The organism is Loktanella agnita, assembly GCF_046640325.1.
Lineage (GTDB): Bacteria > Pseudomonadota > Alphaproteobacteria > Rhodobacterales > Rhodobacteraceae > Yoonia > Yoonia agnita.
On sequence record NZ_JBJMBF010000006.1, the window covers coordinates 222,628 to 240,038 of the forward strand.

Annotated in this window: 20 protein-coding genes and 1 pseudogene; 19 read left to right on the plus strand and 2 right to left on the minus strand. The window is 59.5% G+C overall.

Annotation, left to right across the window (positions count from 1 at the left end; genetic code table 11):
• The 17 genes from ACJ5NV_RS09175 (at position 1) to ACJ5NV_RS09255 (ending at position 14,545) form a co-directional block, all read left to right on the plus strand.
• Positions 1-750 (plus strand): ABC transporter permease, encoded by a 750-nt coding sequence (locus ACJ5NV_RS09175; RefSeq protein WP_411643396.1) that lies wholly within the window; start codon positions 1-3, stop codon positions 748-750.
• Positions 747-1,355 (plus strand): ABC transporter ATP-binding protein, encoded by a 609-nt coding sequence (locus tag ACJ5NV_RS09180; RefSeq protein WP_411643367.1) that lies wholly within the window; start codon positions 747-749, stop codon positions 1,353-1,355. Before ACJ5NV_RS09175 ends, ACJ5NV_RS09180 begins: the two co-directional genes overlap by 4 nt.
• Positions 1,352-1,777, plus strand: coding sequence for a hypothetical protein (locus ACJ5NV_RS09185; protein ID WP_411643368.1), 426 nt, complete (start codon positions 1,352-1,354; stop codon positions 1,775-1,777). Before ACJ5NV_RS09180 ends, ACJ5NV_RS09185 begins: the two co-directional genes overlap by 4 nt.
• A complete protein-coding gene (locus ACJ5NV_RS09190; protein WP_411643369.1) occupies positions 1,778-2,506 on the plus strand; it encodes an ABC transporter ATP-binding protein in 729 nt (242 codons plus the stop codon).
• A complete protein-coding gene (locus tag ACJ5NV_RS09195) occupies positions 2,506-3,309 on the plus strand; it encodes an ABC transporter permease (RefSeq protein ID WP_411643370.1) in 804 nt (267 codons plus the stop codon). The genes ACJ5NV_RS09190 and ACJ5NV_RS09195 overlap by 1 nt, the downstream gene beginning before the upstream one ends.
• 83 nt (positions 3,310-3,392) lie before the next feature.
• Positions 3,393-4,352: an AAA family ATPase gene (locus ACJ5NV_RS09200; protein WP_411643371.1), complete on the plus strand. Its 960-nt coding sequence runs from the start codon at positions 3,393-3,395 to the stop codon at positions 4,350-4,352.
• The gene (locus ACJ5NV_RS09205) at positions 4,349-5,197 is read left to right on the plus strand and encodes a DUF58 domain-containing protein (RefSeq protein WP_411643372.1); all 849 of its coding nucleotides are present in this window, start codon (positions 4,349-4,351) and stop codon (positions 5,195-5,197) included. The genes ACJ5NV_RS09200 and ACJ5NV_RS09205 overlap by 4 nt, the downstream gene beginning before the upstream one ends.
• Positions 5,198-5,200: 3 nt before the next feature.
• Entirely contained in the window at positions 5,201-5,578 is a 378-nt protein-coding gene (locus ACJ5NV_RS09210; protein WP_411643373.1) for a hypothetical protein, read from the plus strand.
• A complete protein-coding gene (locus tag ACJ5NV_RS09215; protein WP_411643374.1) occupies positions 5,571-6,512 on the plus strand; it encodes a VWA domain-containing protein in 942 nt (313 codons plus the stop codon). Before ACJ5NV_RS09210 ends, ACJ5NV_RS09215 begins: the two co-directional genes overlap by 8 nt.
• The gene (locus ACJ5NV_RS09220) at positions 6,505-7,422 is read left to right on the plus strand and encodes a VWA domain-containing protein (RefSeq protein WP_411643375.1); all 918 of its coding nucleotides are present in this window, start codon (positions 6,505-6,507) and stop codon (positions 7,420-7,422) included. Before ACJ5NV_RS09215 ends, ACJ5NV_RS09220 begins: the two co-directional genes overlap by 8 nt.
• Complete coding sequence (locus ACJ5NV_RS09225) at positions 7,422-8,108, plus strand: tetratricopeptide repeat protein (protein ID WP_411643376.1); 687 nt, start codon at positions 7,422-7,424, stop codon at positions 8,106-8,108. The genes ACJ5NV_RS09220 and ACJ5NV_RS09225 overlap by 1 nt, the downstream gene beginning before the upstream one ends.
• A complete protein-coding gene (locus ACJ5NV_RS09230; RefSeq protein WP_411643377.1) occupies positions 8,102-9,307 on the plus strand; it encodes a hypothetical protein in 1,206 nt (401 codons plus the stop codon). Before ACJ5NV_RS09225 ends, ACJ5NV_RS09230 begins: the two co-directional genes overlap by 7 nt.
• 69 nt (positions 9,308-9,376) lie before the next feature.
• On the plus strand, positions 9,377-10,090 hold the full coding sequence (locus ACJ5NV_RS09235; protein WP_411643378.1) for a response regulator: 714 nt from the start codon (positions 9,377-9,379) through the stop codon (positions 10,088-10,090).
• Positions 10,091-10,097: 7 nt separating this feature from the next.
• A complete protein-coding gene (locus tag ACJ5NV_RS09240) occupies positions 10,098-11,264 on the plus strand; it encodes an FIST N-terminal domain-containing protein (protein ID WP_411643379.1) in 1,167 nt (388 codons plus the stop codon).
• Positions 11,261-13,516, plus strand: coding sequence for a hybrid sensor histidine kinase/response regulator (locus ACJ5NV_RS09245; protein ID WP_411643380.1), 2,256 nt, complete (start codon positions 11,261-11,263; stop codon positions 13,514-13,516). The genes ACJ5NV_RS09240 and ACJ5NV_RS09245 overlap by 4 nt, the downstream gene beginning before the upstream one ends.
• A 61-nt stretch (positions 13,517-13,577) precedes the next feature.
• The gene (locus ACJ5NV_RS09250; RefSeq protein WP_411643381.1) at positions 13,578-14,204 is read left to right on the plus strand and encodes a hypothetical protein; all 627 of its coding nucleotides are present in this window, start codon (positions 13,578-13,580) and stop codon (positions 14,202-14,204) included.
• Positions 14,201-14,545, plus strand: coding sequence for a hypothetical protein (locus ACJ5NV_RS09255; protein WP_411643382.1), 345 nt, complete (start codon positions 14,201-14,203; stop codon positions 14,543-14,545). Before ACJ5NV_RS09250 ends, ACJ5NV_RS09255 begins: the two co-directional genes overlap by 4 nt.
• Here ACJ5NV_RS09255 and ACJ5NV_RS09260 read toward each other — a convergent pair.
• Entirely contained in the window at positions 14,542-15,342 is an 801-nt protein-coding gene (locus tag ACJ5NV_RS09260) for a quinoprotein dehydrogenase-associated SoxYZ-like carrier (protein ID WP_411643383.1), read from the minus strand. The genes ACJ5NV_RS09255 and ACJ5NV_RS09260 overlap by 4 nt on opposite strands.
• Positions 15,343-15,467: 125 nt before the next feature.
• Here ACJ5NV_RS09260 and ACJ5NV_RS09265 point away from each other — a divergent pair, with 125 nt between their 5' ends.
• Positions 15,468-16,511 carry a quinoprotein relay system zinc metallohydrolase 2 gene (locus ACJ5NV_RS09265; RefSeq protein ID WP_411643384.1) on the plus strand — a complete coding sequence of 348 codons (1,044 nt, stop codon included), beginning with the start codon at positions 15,468-15,470 and terminating at the stop codon, positions 16,509-16,511.
• Between the two features lies 1 nt (position 16,512).
• On the opposite strand, the gene ACJ5NV_RS09270 is transcribed toward ACJ5NV_RS09265, so the two are convergent.
• The gene (locus tag ACJ5NV_RS09270; RefSeq protein ID WP_411643385.1) at positions 16,513-17,133 is read right to left on the minus strand and encodes a hypothetical protein; all 621 of its coding nucleotides are present in this window, start codon (positions 17,131-17,133) and stop codon (positions 16,513-16,515) included.
• Between the two features lie 165 nt (positions 17,134-17,298).
• On the opposite strand from ACJ5NV_RS09270, the pseudogene ACJ5NV_RS09275 reads away from it, so the two are divergent.
• Positions 17,299-17,411 (plus strand): annotated as a pseudogene (locus ACJ5NV_RS09275) (S-(hydroxymethyl)glutathione dehydrogenase); the annotation flags it as partial.

Genomic DNA, 17,411 nt, shown 5'->3' on the forward strand with positions numbered 1-17,411 from the left:
ATGGCGCGGCGCACCCCCGTCCGGTTTCTGTCACTGATGGGATTGCTGGGCCTGTGGTGCGTCGTGGCGTGGGCCGCCGCTGATCCGCAGGTTTTGCCGATGCCGCAGGATTTGCTGATCCCACTGCGGACGGAGCTGGCGTCGGGTGATCTGTTCTTTCATCTGAGCCAGACCGTGATCCGCGTGGTCTGGGCCTTTGTGCTGGCGATGGTGCTGGGGATCGCGCTGGGGCTGGTCATGGGGTTGTCTCCGGCTGTGGATCGCTGGCTTGATCCGTGGCTGGTGGTGTTTTTGAACCTGCCGGCGCTGGTGCTGATTGTGCTGTGTTATTTGTGGATTGGTCTGAACGAGGTGGCGGCGATTATTGCGGTCACGTTGAACAAAATCCCCAATGTGACGACTGTCATCCGCGAAGGTGCCCGCGCCCTTGATCCGCAGTTGACGGCGATGGCGCGGGTGTTTCGCATGGCCCCGACGGCCCGGTTGCGCCACATGATCCTGCCGCAGCTTGCGCCCTATATCGCGGCCTCGGCCCGGTCGGGCATTGCGGTGATCTGGAAGATTGTTCTGGTGGTCGAATTCCTTGGCCGCTCAAACGGGATCGGGTTTCAGATCCATCTGTATTTTCAGCTATTCGATGTGGTGCATGTGCTGATCTATGCGCTGTCTTTTATCGGGTTCATGCTGCTGATCGAATGGCTGTTGTTGCAGCCGCTTGAAACACGCGCCCGCCGCTGGAGGGATGCATGATTTCCGTGGATGTCAGGGCGAAGCGTTTTGGATCATCGCAGGTGCTGAAGGACATTCGGTTTAGCGTGGCAGCGGGTGAGACGGTGGCGATCCTTGGTCCGTCGGGCATTGGCAAGACCACATTGCTGCGACTGATCGCGGGAATTGACCCGCGATTTGATGGCCAGATTACCCGCCCAGAGAATACCGCGATTGTGTTTCAAGAGCCGGTGCTGCTGCCTTGGCGCTCTGTCATTGACAACATCCTGCTGATCCATCCGCATCTGGGCCGCCCTACCGCTTGGGTGGCTTTGGATGAGGTGGGTTTGGGCGACAAGGCGGATTTGTTTCCAAGCCAGCTTTCGCTTGGTCAGCAGCGCCGATTGTCGCTGGCGCGCGGTTTTGCGGGGGCGCCGGAATTGCTGATCATGGATGAGCCGTTTGTGTCGCTTGATGCCCAGACCGCCGCGGCCATGCTGGACCTGACCGAAGCCCTGATCACCAAGACGCGCCCAGCGACGATTTTTGTCACCCATGCACTGCGCGAGGCTGAACGGCTCGCCACGCGCATAATTCACCTTGGGGGGAGCCCCGCTACCATGCAAACAGAGGAGTGTTTTTCATGAAATATCTGACGTTTATCGCTGCAATGGCCCTTGCGACGCCTGCGGTGGCGCATGATTTTGGCTTTGCCGGAATCTTGTCGTCGAATAATTCCGAGGAATTGCCGGAGCTGACCCTGTCAGTGGGCAAGCCGATTGCCGAGGCTCCGCTGATGCTGAAATCCGGCACGGCCTATGAGATTGAAATCGAGGCGGATGGCACCGGTGAACTGGCCCTTGAAGGTGCGGGGTTCTTTCGCGCAATCTGGATCAATGAAATCGTTATCAATGGCCTGGAAATCCGCCCGCTGGGTATCGACAGTCTGGAATTCGATGACGCGGGCACGATGGAGATCGAGTTTGTCGCGATCAAACCCGGCCGGTATTATCTGCGCCAGCCCGGCTCGACCGGTGAAAGCCAGCGCGTTGAAATCGTGATTGAGTAGATGGCAAACACCCTGCACGTTCAGAATGTCACCTATCGCTATGGCGCGAAGACCGCGCTGGATGACGTGAGTTTTGAGCTTGCGCAGGGTCGGTTTTGTGCGTTGCTCGGCCCGAACGGAGCGGGTAAATCGACGTTGTTTTCCTTGCTGACCCGGCTTTTGGTGGCCCGGCAAGGCACGATCCACGTCGCGGGCCATGATATTGCCCACGATCCCCGCGCTGCACTGGCCAAGATCGGGGTAGTGTTTCAGCAGCAGACATTGGATCTGAATATGAGCGTGGCGCAGAACCTGCGCTATTTTGCGGCGTTGCAAGGGCTGTCGGGACGGGCGGCGCAGCAGCGCATTGATCAGGCGCTGGATCGTCTGGCGATGCGTGAAAGGGCTGGTGAGAAGGCCCGCAACCTGAATGGCGGGCATCGCCGCCGGATGGAGATTGCCCGCGCGTTGATCCATGACCCGCAGGTATTGCTGCTGGATGAGCCGACCGTTGGTTTGGATACATCCAGCCGTCAGGCGATTACCGATCATGTGCATGATCTGGCTGACAGCGGTTTGCTGGTGCTCTGGGCCACCCATCTGGTCGATGAAATCCGCCCTGACGATGATGTAGTGATCCTGCACAGGGGCAAGGTGCGCGCCCATGATCGTGCTGCGGCCATCGCGGGTGCGGGCAGTCTGAGTGAGGCGTTTATCGCCATGACGGATACGCCGGTGCCGAGCCTGTGATGCATTATCTGATCTCTCTTTGGGCGATTACCCGGCGCGAAGCGTTGCGGTTTATCAATCAGCGCTCTCGTTTTCTGGCGGCGCTGGTCCGCCCGCTGGTCTGGCTGGTGGTCTTTGCGGCTGGGTTTCGGGCGGCGCTGGGCCTGTCGATCATCCCGCCTTATCAGACCTATATCACCTATGAGGTTTATATCGTGCCGGGGCTGTGCGGGATGATCCAGCTATTCAATGGGATGCAATCGTCGCTGAGCCTTGTTTATGACCGTGAAATGGGGTCGATGCGGCTGTTGCTGACCAGCCGCTTGCCCCGCTGGTGGCTATTGTTTTGCAAATTGCTTGCCGGGGTCGCGGTATCGATATTGCAGGTCTATGTTTTCTTGGCGATCGCGGCGCTGTTCGGGATTGTGTTGCCGGTCTGGGGCTATGTCTATGCCTTGCCTGCCTTGATCCTAAGCGGGCTGATGCTGGGCGCGCTGGGGTTGTTGATTTCATCCACAATCAAGCAGTTGGAGAATTTCGCCGGGGTGATGAATTTCGTCATTTTCCCGATGTTTTTCATGTCGAGCGCGCTTTATCCATTGTGGAAGATGGCCGAAAGCTCGCCTTTATTGCGCGATATCTGTGCGCTGAACCCGTTTACCCATGCGGTCGAGCTGATCCGTTTTGCCATGTATGAACAGTTTAACGGCATGGCGCTGATCTGGGTGGTGATTTCCTTGACCGTGTTTTTGGGGGGCAGCGTGATCGGTTATGATCCGGGTTTTGGCATGGCACGCAAGGGGCCGCCCGGTCGCACACCCTGACCGGGATTTAGGACCATTGGCCCGGTGGCACGGGTGCTGATCCTGCGCCAGACTAATCACAGAGAAAGTCGGGAGGGCTGGCGGTGCTTGATGGGAAGTCCAAGGACTGTTTTGACCAGATCGTGGCGCTGCGCGGTTGGCTGGAAACGGGCCTGATCGGAAGCGATCTGCTGATCGAGCGCCTGCTGATCGGTGTGCTGACCGGGGGGCATTTGCTGATCGAGGGCGCGCCGGGGCTGGCGAAGACTCGTGCGGTCAAGCTGTTGGCCGGGGCGCTGGGCGGTTCCTTTGCGCGGGTGCAATGCACCCCGGATCTGCTGCCTGCTGATCTGACCGGCACCGATGTGTTTAATCCTGAAAGCGGTAGCTTCGCCTTTGCCCCCGGACCGGTTTTTCACAACCTTGTGCTCGTGGATGAGATCAACCGTGCGCCGCCCAAGGTGCAATCTGCCCTGCTAGAGGCGATGGCGGAAACGCAGGTGACAAGCGGTGGGGTGACACATGCGTTGCCAGAGCCGTTCTTCGTGGTGGCGACGCAGAATTCGATTGAGCATGAAGGCACTTTCCCATTGCCAGAGGCGCAGCTGGATCGGTTTTTGCTGCATGTGATGTTGCAGCAGCCTGATCTGGAAACGGAGCGGCGGATTCTGGATTTGGTCGAGACTGAGACCCTTGGCGGGGTGACGACCCCTGATCTGCTGGACCTGGATGTGATCCGTCAGGCCCGTCGTGATGTGGCAGAGGTGTTTTTATCGCCCGCCCTGCGCGATTATATCGTGCGGTTGGTGGTGGCCACGCGGGTGCCGCCGCTGACCACGGATGTGGAATATGCGGTGTCGCCACGGGGGTCGCTGGCGTTGGCGGCGGGTGCGCGGGCGCGGGCTTATCTGGCGGGCCGGGATCATGCCACGCCTGAGGACGTCGCGGCGTTGGCGGCGGATGCGCTGGCGCATCGGTTGGTGCTGACATGGGCCGCTGCCGCGGAGGGCCGCACGCCGCGGGCGTTGATTGCTGATATCCTGCGCGCGACAGAGCCGTTATGAACGCGTCGCCGGGCACCACGCTGGATGCGCAAATGTTGATCGCGCAGCGCGGTGCTGTGTTGCGTCAAAACCGGGCACCGCCACCCACAAGCGCGCTGCCCGGTGGCTTTGCGGCACGCAAGCGCGGGCAAGGTCAGGTGATTGCTGATAGCCGTGTTTTCATGCCGGGCGACGAGATGCGTTATGTGGATCGCGGGGCGACCGCCCGGACCGGGACGTTGCATGTGCGCAGCTTTCATGAAGAGCGTGACAGGGTGACCTTTCTGGTTGCTGACTTTCGCCCTGCGATGCTTTGGGGGTTGCGCCGCGCGTTCCGTTCGGTCGCGGCGGCAGAGGCGCTGGCCTGGATCGGCTGGCAGGCGGTTGCGGTCGGAGGGCGTGTTGGGCTGCTGGCGGTGACGGCTGATAGAGCGGTGGTCGTGGGCACGCGCGGTGGCACGCGGGGCATGCTGGGTGTGATCGGCGGGCTGGTGCGGGCGCATGCCCATGCACTGGCTGCCTCTTCGGATGACCCGCCGTTGGATCAGGCACTGGCCGGGCTGCGATTGATCGTGCCGCGTGGTGCGGATGTGGTGATCGCGAGCGCGCTGGACCGCCCGGGTGATGGGTTTGCGGCGGTGATCGGCAATCTGGCGCAGCGCCATAACCCGCGTTTTCTGCTGATCAGGGATGATGTGTTGCGCGATCTGCCGCCCGGTCATTACCCGATGTGTGGCCCTGATGGGCAACGCGGGGTGGCGCGGGCGCTGCCGGGGGCCGATCCGGATCACATCTCGGGGCGTCCGGTCTGGCCTGTTGACGCCGGACAGCCAACGGCGGACGCGATGGCGCGGGTCGGGGCGTGAGCGATGGCCGAGGTCGGGATCAATGCAGAGACGATGCTGGCGGGCTTGCAGGATATCCGCCTGCCAGCCAATGCACCCGGCGGTTTGCTGGCAGAGATTTTGGTGGTTGTGGGGTTTGGTTTGGCGCTGGCTTTGATTGCTGGGGAGCTGTTGACGGTTGTTTTTCCTACACGGCAGCAGACACCCTCGATGGCTGCGCGGTTGGCCACCCTTGCGCATTTGTCTGACGATGACCGTGCCCTTGCGTTGCTGCACCTGATCCGCACTGAAAAGCCCGAAGCGATGCCGCAGTTTCGCCCTGCGTTGTACCAGCGGGGTGCAGGGCCGGGGATTGCGGTGCTTGAGGCTGTGTTGTTGGCGGAGGACGCTCAGCATGCTTGAGTTTGCGCAGCCGTGGTTATTGTTGCTGTTGGCCTTGCCTGTGCCCGTCTGGTTTCTGGCCCCGGTGCTGGGGGCTGGCGGTGCAGTGCTGGTGGTGCCTGAAGGTGTGAGTCGTCAGATGACTGATGGGCGCGGCTCTGTGCGGCGATTGCCGTTGATTGGTGCGGCTTTGATTTGGGGGCTTTTGGTTGTCGCGCTGGCGGGGCCGCGCGTGCTGCTACCACAGCAAGCTTTGCCGATGTCGGGCCGCGATTTGATCTTGGCGTTGGATCTGTCTGGCTCGATGGTGCGCGATGATTTTGTGCTGGACGGGGAGCAGGTGACCCGGTTGGAGGCCGTCAAAGCCGTGGGGGCGGCGTTTGCCCGCGAACGGGCTGGGGACCGGGTGGGTTTGGTTGTGTTCGGCTCTGACGCTTATGTTGCTGCCGCCCCGAGTTTCGATACAGATGCTATTGCAGAAAGCATATCGGGATTGGCGATTGGCATTTCTGGTCGGGCAACGAATATCAGCGATGCGGTCGGGATTGCGCTGAAGCGGCTGGCGGGTTCGGATGCGGCGACGCAGGTGATTATTTTGCTATCGGATGGCACCAATAACGCGGGGGCGGCGACGCCACGCGATGTGGCGGTGCTGGCCAGTCGCATGGGCGTGCGTATTCATACGATTGCGCTGGGGCCGGTTGCGCTTGGCGAAAGCGCCAATAGCCGCGGGGCTGTTGATGTGGCGACGTTACAGGCGATGGCTGACCTGAGCGGTGGCGCGATGTTTCGGGTACGCACCACAGCCGATTTACGCATGGCGGCAGAAAGCCTCAATGCGCTGGAGCCGACGGCGCGGGCGGGGCTGTCTGCGCAGGCCTATAGCGATCTTTGGATATGGCCTGCCGCGCTGGCCGGGGTCTTGAGCCTTGGATTGGGTCTGCGCCATGAATGAGATGATTGTTTTACGCCCGTATTGGATTTTCGCCCTGCCTGTTATCGCCGGACTGTTGTTCTGGCGCTTGCGCCGTGCCGGGCGGCCGGGTGACTGGCATGCGATCATCGATCCGCATTTGATGGAGGCGATGGCCCGGATGGGGCGGGTGGACATCGGGGGGCGTCGGTTGCCCCTTGTGTTGCCTTTTCTGGTCGCCGTGATCGTGGGGCTGGCCCTGACAGGACCCGCGGTGGAACGGCGCAGCGCCCAGACATTTCGCAATCTTGATGGAGTGATTTTTGTGATCGACCTTTCTGGTTCGGTCGTGCGTGACGCAAGCTGGCCAAAGCTGGTGAACATGGCACGGGCGGGGCTGAGCGTGTTGCAAGACAAGCCCGCCGCGCTGATCGTCTATGCCGGGGACAGCTATCTGGCGGCCCCGCTGAGCACGGATCATGTACAACTGGGTCAGACCATATCGCTGCTGGACGCAGAGACCGTGCCGGATCGTGGAAATCGCCCTGCATTGGCGCTTGATCGTGCGGCGGCGCTGCTGGCGGCGGCTGATATCCTGACGGGTGAGGTGGTGCTGTTCACCGATGGCGCCGGGCTAAATGCGGCGGCCAATCAGGCGGCGCAGCGGATCGTTGAGGCGGGCGGGCGATTGTCCGTTGTGCTTAGCGAAACAAGCGTGTCGGGCGATCTGCCAGTTGACGTGACGCAGATCGCGACATTGGCGCATATGGGTGGTGGCAGAGTTTATGGGATTGATTCGTTGGCCCCGTTCATGCGGGCGATGCGGACCGCTGGTGCGGATCGGCTGGAACGTCAGGACCTGCGCCTACTGTTTGTGGTGGACTACGGGCGATATCTGCTGCTGCTTGCTTTACTGCCCGCCCTGCTGCTGTGCCGGCGGAGGGTGGGGTGATGCGGCGTGTCGCGGCCTTCGCTGTGCTGGTCTGCTTGGGACTGGCTTTCCTGATCGGTGGACTGGCGCCATTTGGCCGCGTGGCGTTGGTGTTGGGGATGCCGCGCTTGGCACAGGTGTTTTCTACCGATCCCGGCTGGGGCGGTGTGGCCGCCTATCGCGCCGGTGATTTCGAGGGAGCTGCACAGATGCTGGCAGAGGCAGGGCCGGGGGCGCTGTATAATCTGGGGAATGCGCAGACGCAGCGCGGCAATTATGCGGCGGCACTTGAAGCCTATGATCTGGCGCTGGCGCGCGGGCATGACCCGCAAGCGCAGGCGAATTTTGATTTACTGTTGGCCTTCTACGCGGGGACAGCCATCGACGCGGACGCGCTTTATCTGTCGGAGGATCGCGGAGATGTCACGGCACCGGCCCCAGTGGCGCAAGGTAGTGCGAGGGGGGCGGGTTCTGGCGATGAGGTCACCAATGCCAGCGCGTCGCTGGGGTTGGCGGAGCTGACCGTGGAACGCCGCGAACAGCAGGTCAGGCAGGTTTTTGATGATCGCTTTGTCACTGCAAATGATCGCTGGCTTGCCACGTTGCAAGATGTGCCGGGGGCCTATTTGAACGCGCGTATTGCCCATGAGCACAAGCGCCGACGGGACGCGGGGATTGGTCAGCTGCCGGAAGATACGGAATGGTGAGCGGGGTGCGATATCTGGCGGTTTTGCTCGTGCTGGCAACCCCGGCATTGGGGCAGAGCCGCGCTGTTGATCCATCCGATCTGAGCTTGACCGTCACCATGGAAACCATTGCAGAGACCGTGGTGCGGCAAGAGATGATCCTGCTGACGATCCACGGCATCTATCGCCGACATATCACACGCGAAGAGTTAGAGCAGCCCGATCTGGAGGGCTTTAACTGGATGCAGCTTGGGCAGGATGAATGGTTCGATAGCATGCGCGACGGGCTGCCCGTTAAAAACATGCGCCGCCGTGTGGCGGTCTTTCCGGACAAGACCGGTCGGTTGAAGATTGGTCCCTTTCAGCATCATGTGACCCTGCTAGATGCGGACAACAAGTGGTTTGAACATACGGTTGAATCCGTGCCGCTATCGGTTGATGTGGCGCCGGAACCCGCGACAGAAGGCTGGTGGTTTCCGGTGCGCAGGTTGGAGATCAGTGACACGTGGTCCAACGCGCCGGATCAACTGGCCGAGGGCGAGGGCGTGTTGCGAGTGGTCCGAGTGTCAGCGCTGGGGGCGAGCCCTGATATGATCCCGCCGATGCCAGAGCTGACATCGCCATCTGCCTTGATCTTTGCGCATCCTGAAAAGCGGCTGGTCGATCTGACCCCTGATGGTCCGCGTGCCATCGCGTTCTGGCGTTGGACGGTCACACCGACCAATGGCAATGCGGCGATTTTGGCGCCGATCAGCTTTGATTACTTTGATACCGTGACGCGCGAGATGCGCAATGTGGTGATTTCGGCCCAGCGGATCGCCTTTGGTGCGCCGCTGGAACATGTGCTGGCTGCCGGGCCGGTTGATATTGTTGAGACGGCGCAGCGCCTGCGTGTTCTGGCGGGGGCAGGGGCGGCGGCGTTTCTGGCAGGTTTTGCCATGTTGTTTCGCAAACGGCGGTTTTCATCGGCGTGGTTGATCGGCAGGTTTCATCGGTGGCGATTGCTGTGGCAGTTCAGCCGCGCGGTCAGGCGGCATGATAAGGCTGGGTTGCGCCGTGCTGCGCGTGAACTGGATGCGCTTTATGCGCCCTCGGACACACGACGGGCGCTACTTTCACAACTTGAAAGTGATCTCTTTGGTCGGCGCTCTCACAAATGGCAAGCTTTTGATTTTGGGCGTGAATTTCGGAAACACCTGCGAAAAGCACAACCGGCGTGATTTTCCGGGAAACAAGTTTACTTGCTTCAATCGGAGGTTTCGTTACGATTTACGTGGGAGGAATTGAATATGACTGCGAACAGGGTGGTGAAATGTGTTCCGATTAATCTGACTTTGGTGGTTGATGACCATCCGCTTTATTGCGATGCGATGGCTGCGTCATTATCGACGGCGTTTCAGATGCAGCAGGTGAAAACGGTCAATTCGTTGAAAGAGGCCTATGCTTTTTTAGACGAAGGGCATGTGCCTGATCTTGTTATGTTGGATCTGGGGCTGCCGGATGCTACGGGGCTCAGCGGCTTTCTTGCGCTGAAGGATTTGCTGCCGGATGTGCCTATTTTGGTGATTTCAGCCGATTCAAGTGATGAAACAATTCAGACTTTGATGAAAGCGGGGGCGACGGGTTTTGTCCCAAAAGACGCGCCGCGTCATGTGATTGCCGATGCGTTGGAGAAAGTGCAGGAGGGCGCGATCTATTTGCCACCGAATTTCTGTCCGGCGGAAACGTCGGAAGATGCGCAGAGCATTGATATCTGCGAGATATCGAAACGGATTTCGCGCCTGACCCCGCAGCAAAGCCGGATTATGAACCTGATTTGTGCTGGGAAACCCAACAAGTTGATCGCCTATGAGTTGTCGGTGGCCGAAGGCACGGTCAAGGCGCATATCACAGCGTTGCTGCGCAGGCTGGGCGTGAGCAACCGCACGCAGGCGGCGGTTTTGGTCAGCAGCGTGATGTCCACGCAGATTACGGAAGTCGATGCGCGCGCACAGTTGAGCTAGCGCGGCGATGAACAAGATCGACAATGATTTTGCCACGTCACGGATTATATCTGTTGGCGTGTCGGATTGTGCTGACCCGGACCGTGCGGTGGCTGAGGCGGCAGCGCAGCTGACGCGGGATGCGATCTGCTTTGTGCTGGTGTTCGTGCCTGAGCAATTGGAAGAGACCGCTGTGGCGGCGGCGCTGAACACCCATCTGCCCCGCACCCCGGTCTTTGGCTGCACGAGCGCGGGGCAAATCACGCCGCAGGGTTATGGCGATAAAGCATTACTGATGGTTGCGTTTTTGCGTGAACATTTTCGGTGTTCATCAAAGCTCTTTCATCCGCTCAAACCGGTTTCCATCGAAGATACCGCCCGCGCTGCGCAGATATTGCATCGCCGGTTTCACACGACAGGGAACTGGAAACGCTTTGCCATTACGATTGCGGATGGTCTTTCGAAACAAGAGGATGTGCTGGTCGCCGCGTTGGAAGCGGGCCTAGGCGATATCCCTGTCTTTGGCGGTTCTGCCGGGCATGGCGTGGCCTTTGACATCACTTACGTTCTGCATGGCGGCCGGTTTTACGAGAATGCCGCGCTGTTGCTGATTGTGGAGACTGATCTGGATTTCGAGCCGATCAAATTCGATCATATCATGCACACTGATTTGCAACTGGTCGTTACGGAATCCAACCCCGAAGACAGAATTGTCAATGAAATCAACGGCAGCCCTGCCGCCGAGGAATATGCTCGGCTGATCAATTGCGATCTCGACGCGCTGTCACCGCCCGTTTTTGCCGAGCATCCGGTGCTGGTCCGTAATCTGGACAATTGGTATGTGCGCGCGATCCAGGGCGTGCTGGATGACGGGTCGCTTGCGTTTCTGTCGGCGATTGAAAACGGGCTGGTTCTGACGCTGGGTCGGGCCAAGAATATCATCGAAACGATGGATGCGGAATTGGCGGTGGCCGGTCCACGTGGCGAGCCGCCGCATTTTGTGCTGGGGTTTGATTGCGTTTTGCGGCGATTGGAAATTGATCAGAAACAGCTGACGGCATCTGCCTCTGATATTTTACGCCATCGTCGGGTGGTCGGTTTCAATACCTATGGCGAACAGTTTGGCGGGGTGCATATGAATCAGACGTTTCTGGGGATTGCGTTCTTTACGCCCAAGACAGAGTTCGCGCTGTGATTGATCCCGATCAGCCATTGGACGTGCAGCTGGCAAAGCAGGACAAGATCATCAAAGCGCTGATGTGGCGGGCCAATCAGCGGCATGAGCTGGGCCATTCTGCCTATTCCCTGTTTCAATCGGCGATCACCCTGCAAAGCAAAGTGTCCGAAAAAACCCGCGATCTGGAGGCGGCGCTGAGCACGCTGGGTCAGACCAGTACAGAGCTGGAGACATCCGAAGAAGCGCGCAATCAGACCCAGCAGAGCCTGACCGATGCGTTGGAATCCATCGATGGCGGGCTTGCCTTGTTCGCGGATGGGAAGCTGCAGGTTTATAATGATTTTTTCAAACGGCTGGTGCCCGATCTGCGCATGGTAGTCAGACCGGGGCTGCGTCTTGAGCAGTATTTTGATGCGGTGACCCATAGTGCGGATGTGACGCTGGCAAGCGATGTTGCACCGCTGACCGCGCAGGTCATGCAGTCTGGTGGCGATGCGGCACCATATGTCTTTGCGTTGAAAGATGATCGTTGGTTCGTCATCAATTATCGGCAGACGAGCCGCAAGAATACGGTTGTTTTGCAGACAGAGATCACGGCGATTGTCCGGTCAGCCCGGCTGGAAAAAGATCGGCTGATCGACGAGCAGGAACATTTCCTGAAGGCCGCCTTCGACAATATGCCGCAGGGGGTCTGTACCTTTTCGTCAGATGGGACGCTGCTGATTACGAACCTGCAATTTGCAACCTTGCTGATGCTGCCGATACAGCTGACCCGGGTTGGCACATCCTATGGGCAGATCGTTGAATATCTGAACAGCAAAATCCTTGTGGGCAGTATGCCGCATAACAGTTTCGACGGGCTGATGCGCTATTTGCGGCGCTCAAACAGGCTACATTTGCGCCGCCGTCACGCGAGCAGGGCTGTATTGGATGTTGATATCAGCCTGTTGCCCGATGGCGGTTGTATCGTGAATGTGGTGGATGTCACCGTGCAGTCTCAGACAACAGAAGAGCTGGAAAACCGGGTTCGTGCCCGGACGCAACAATTGACCAATGTGAATACAGAGCTCCGCCGCCAGTTTGCCGCCCTGACCCAAGCAGAAGAGGAATTGCGCCTTGCCAAGGCCGAAGTTGAAAATGCGATGACCTCAAAAACCCGGTTTTTTGCGGCGGCCAGCCATGATCTGTTGCAGCCGATCAATGCGGCGAAACTGTTGATTTCCTCGCTGGGTGATATGGCGCTTGATGCGCGCACGACAGATATCGTGCAGAGGCTGCACCGGTCCTTTCAGTCGACCGAAACATTGCTGCATGATCTGCTGGATATTGCGCGGCTGGAGTCGGTGGATATGAAACTGCAGGTGACGGCCTTTGATATCGGCGACATGCTGCAAAAAGTGGTGGAAGATATCGTGCCGCTGGCGGCGGAAAAGGGGCTGCGGTTGGATGTGGTGCCATCCCATGCATGGGTGCGCAGCGATCGCCGTTATCTGGCGCGTTCTGTCCAAAATCTGGTGAATAACGCGATCCAATATACCGAAAAGGGCCGCGTGCTGGTGGGCTGTCGCCGCCGTGGCAATCAGCTGGTGCTGGAGGTTTGGGATACTGGCGTTGGCATATCGAAGCTTGATCAGCTGCGGATATTCAATGAATTTACGCGTGTTCAATCAAACTCCTATGGGATGGGCTTGGGCTTGTCGATTGTGCAGCGCGCCTGTGCCCATCTGGACCACGCTGTTGCTGTTCGGTCCAAGCCGGGGGTTGGATCGGTGTTTTCGATCACCTTGCCGATGGTGCCCCCCGGCGTGGACCCTGACAGTGATCAGAACGCCCCCACTGCCGGACCTTATCAAGAGATGGACCTGATCATTCTGCTGATCGAGAATGATCCTGATGTGCTGTTCGCGATGACTCAGAAGCTGGAAGGCTGGGGGGCGAGCGTGCTGGCCTGCCGTGCGACATCTGAGGCGCTGCAACTGGTGGCCGAGTTGGACATGAGCCCGGATATTATCCTTGCGGATTATCAGTTGGACGGGGCGGATACGGGCGTTGAAGCGATATTGGCGCTGCGGCACCAGACCGACGCGGATTTACCGGCGATTATGATTTCGGGCCATCAAGAGACTGACCTGAAATCGCTGAGCAAGCAGCATGATTTTTCGCTGATGCAGAAGCCTGTGAAACTGTCACGGTTGCGCCCTTTGATCGACTGGAAGGTCCGCCGCCGGGCGCTGGTGCAGGGCGGGGTGTATGACCAAAGTCTGCCATGACCTGCCGTGTCACCGCGCTAGGCTGCACTGAAGTGGGAGAGAGCGTATGGGATTGCTACACATGATATCTGTCGCGTTGCTGTTGGCCACACCTCTGCGCGCGGCAGAGACATACGATCTGATTTTCAAGACCGGCACGCTGGATGATGTCGCCGTGGAGGCGGGACTGACCTATGATCGCACAGTCACGCTGGCGACTGATCCGGCTTATGGCGCGCGCAATACGGGTGAGGTCGCGCTGATCTTTGCCCCGGACGACGTGGCGGCGCTGCGATTTGTGCAAGGCGCGCAGCATCGCAATCTGGGCCAGTTTCCGGTCAGCACTGGCAATCCGGTCATCATGTATTTCGTCGAAACGGTTCTGCGCGACATGGCCGGGCAGGCGGGGGGCAGCCCGTTTTATATCCGTAACCGGCTGAAGGAGGCGCTGTTAGAGGTGGTTCCAATTGAAGATATGATGGTGCCTTATGAGGGCGGGCAGGTCGCGGCCAAGCAGATCACTCTCCGCCCCTTTGAAGATGATCCGAACCGCGCCAAAATGGGCATTTATGGCGATCTGTCACTGCGCTTTGTCATGTCTGACGACGTGCCGGGGTGGTATGTGTCGCTGTCGGCAATGGCCCCCGGCGGCGCTGACGATCCGGGCTATCGTAACACAGTTGTTCTGGTCGAGGGCGCGCGCGAATGAAGTTTCTGGTCTGTGTTTTGATCCTGTGCAGCACCACCGTCAGTGCCCAATCGGTGGCCGAGCGGCTGAACGATTATCCGACCGTTGCCCGCGCAGATTTTGTGATTGCCTGTATGGCGGTGAACGGACAGCGCCGCGATGTGTTGGAAAAATGCGCCTGTGCCATTGATCACGTGGCGACGATTCTGCCGTATGAAAAATACGTCGAAGCCGAGACGGTGCTTTCCTTGCAGCAGGTCGGGGGCGAGCGCATGTCAATCTTTCGCACGGCGGCAACGGCCAAGGCGTTGGTTGCCGACTTGAGGCGCGCACAGGCCGAGGCGGAGATCATGTGCTTTTAGCTGGCTGAGGCCTTGTGCAAGCTTTGTTCGAATAAATTGCCCGCAGTGTCGTGGGCGCGGATATGGAATGTCGCCGCGCCATTGTCGCGATAGCTAAAGCGGAAGACCGGGTTTTCGCTGATTGAAATCCCGCCCTCCATCCGAAAGAGCATGTCGTCACCTTGGTAGACCTCTAGCGTGTCGATGAAATGCGCCCGGATGAAAAGCTGGGTGATCTGGTCGCGTTGCAACCCCGAATAATTGGGGTGCCGGATCATGATCTGTGCTTCGCGCCGCTGACCAGAGGCAGAGGCGGTCTGGTCGAATTCACGCAGCCGCATTTCGCCCATGGTGTCCAGCGCCATTTGCGGATCGCGCGAGGCAGGTGCCGAGCAGCCGCCTGAAGCTTTGACGAACCGCCCGGCCATGAAGCTGCCGCTCGCTGTGTTGGCGATCACGCGCAGGTTGGAATATTGGTTCACCCGCACCCGGAATGCGAGGTCGAGCGGGGTCATCGCTTCGCCAAAGGTGAATGCGGCGGCGAGGGGGGCGGGGTTTTCGTCGATGATCACAAGCGCACTGTGGATCAGGGGGGCACCGTCGGCTTGGGTGATCGCGACCGGCACTGTGGCCGCGTCATGGGCGCGGTAGGGGGCGGAGACGGTGAAGAGGTTCGCCCCGTCCTGCACGGTCGCCACATCAATGAAATCGTTCCCAAGCTCTGCCCAGGTCGCGCTTTCTGTCAGCGGATTATCCTGCGCAACAGCGCCGGTTGCGGCAAGTGCCAGCAGCGGTGCGATGAGAAACTGTTTTAACATGATCATCCCCCTCTATTGGTCTGATGATAGCATATTTGTGGCGTGCACCCTATAAACCTTGGTCCCGGTCGCGTGAGGACGGTCGCATGGCATAGTGGGATGATCGCCGTCACGAGGGGCACCCGATGTTTGAGGTCGTGGTCACGCTTTGCCTGTTGTCCAATCCGGATATTTGCCGCGCAGCCTTGGTTCCGGGTGTAGCGGCGGAAACGTTGCCTGCTTGTCGTGCGTTGTTAGCGGATGCGGATTTTGAAACTCTTGCATGGCCCGCAGAGGTTTTCGCAGGTGTGCCGCGTTGCACGGCGTCGGGCCCCGTGGCGCAGTTTGATGAGGTCGCGCCGGGTCTGTTCGTTCATCGCGGCATGATCAGTGATGCCGACCCGATGAACGCAGGTGATGTGGCCAATGTAGGATTTATCATTGGCGCGCGCGCGGTCGCAGTGATTGACAGTGGCGGGTCGCGCAAGACCGGTGAGGCGATTTATCGTGCGGTGCGGTCGCAGACGGCACTGCCGATTGACTATGTCATCCTGACCCATATGCACCCTGATCATGCGCTGGGCGCGTCGGTCTTTGTGCAGGCGGGTGCAGAGGTTGTGGGCCATGCCGGTCTGCCACGTGCTTTGCAGGATCGGCAGGACAGTTATCTGAACAGCTTTGGCGCGCGTATCGGTTTTCCTGCATTTCTGGGCACAGCGGTGGTTCTGCCGGACCTTGTGGTTGATGACGTGTTGGAGCTTGATTTGGGCGACCGCAGGCTAGCGTTGCAGGCCTGGCCCAATGCCCATAGCAGCAGTGATCTGACGGCGGGTGATCCGCTGACAGGGATATTGTTCACGGGCGATCTGATGTTCCATGACCATGCGCCGTCCCTGGATGGCAGCGTGCTGGGCTGGCGTGCGACGCTGACCCGGTTGCAGGCGATGCCTTACACCCGGATCGTGCCGGGGCATGGCGGGCCGCTGCTGGATTGGCCGCAGGGCGCTGCCGGGTTGGCAGCCTATCTGGAGACGCTGATTGCCGATACCAGAGCGGCGATTGCGCAAGGCTTGCCATTGCGCGACGCGGTCGCGATGGTGGCGCAGTCACAGGCCGGGGCGTGGCAACTGTTTGATCTGTTCAACCCGCGCAACGCAACTGTGGCTTATACTGAGCTTGAGTGGGAATAGGTCAGTCGGGGACCAACTGTCCAAGCGCTTGTGCAATTGCATAGGCGCGCTTTTCCAGCAGGACCGGGGTTTCGCAGACATAGGTCAGGGATTGCGCCCGGTCGCGGTAGATCCGCTCATCCCAAGCGAGTTGTTCTTCCAGCGCGTCGAGATGATCGAAATCAGGGTCTGCTTTGGCCATTTCAGCATCAAATGCGAGCCGCGCGTCTTCGATCCGGGTGGCGAGGTCGATCTGCGTGAGTGAATAGCGCCCGATGCCGTCAATCAGCTGCGATCTTTCGCGGTTGATGCCGGTAAAGGCGTCCCGAAAGATCAGCCCAAGTTTATCTATGGTCAGGTCGGGATATGTTGCGCCGAAGTCTGTGGTAAGTGCGCTGATCTGCTCTTCCGGCACACGCCGCAAAAGCAGTGTTTGCACCAGCTCATGCGCCGGGTCAGCCAGCGATGGTGACAGGGTATCGTCAGGGACAGGGTGCGGCCACATAAGGCCGAGCGACAGGCTTTGCACTTTGCGCTGCACGCAGGGCCAGCTCGGGTCGCTGTAGTCTTCGGCGCGGGCAACTGTGAGCGACGCCAGCATGATGGCGGCCCATGTACAAAGTGCAAATCGCGATAGCGGCATCGTTTCCCCCCCTTGAATGCGCGCAATTTTGGCGTCCATTTCCGTGCTGTCAGATTAACCCGCAGAGGCGGGTCAGAGGGAACAGCTACCAAAGTCGTAATTGTCGGAGCGCGTCTGCGCCGCCTAACCTTTCTACAAGTTCAAAGGAATTTCGGGGGAATTTGCATGCGCACGAGAGCGGCTGTTGCGCTGGGGGCTGGGCGGCCTTTGGAGGTGATGGAGGTGAACCTTGATGGTCCCAAGGCGGGCGAGGTTCTGGTGGAGATCAAGGCGACCGG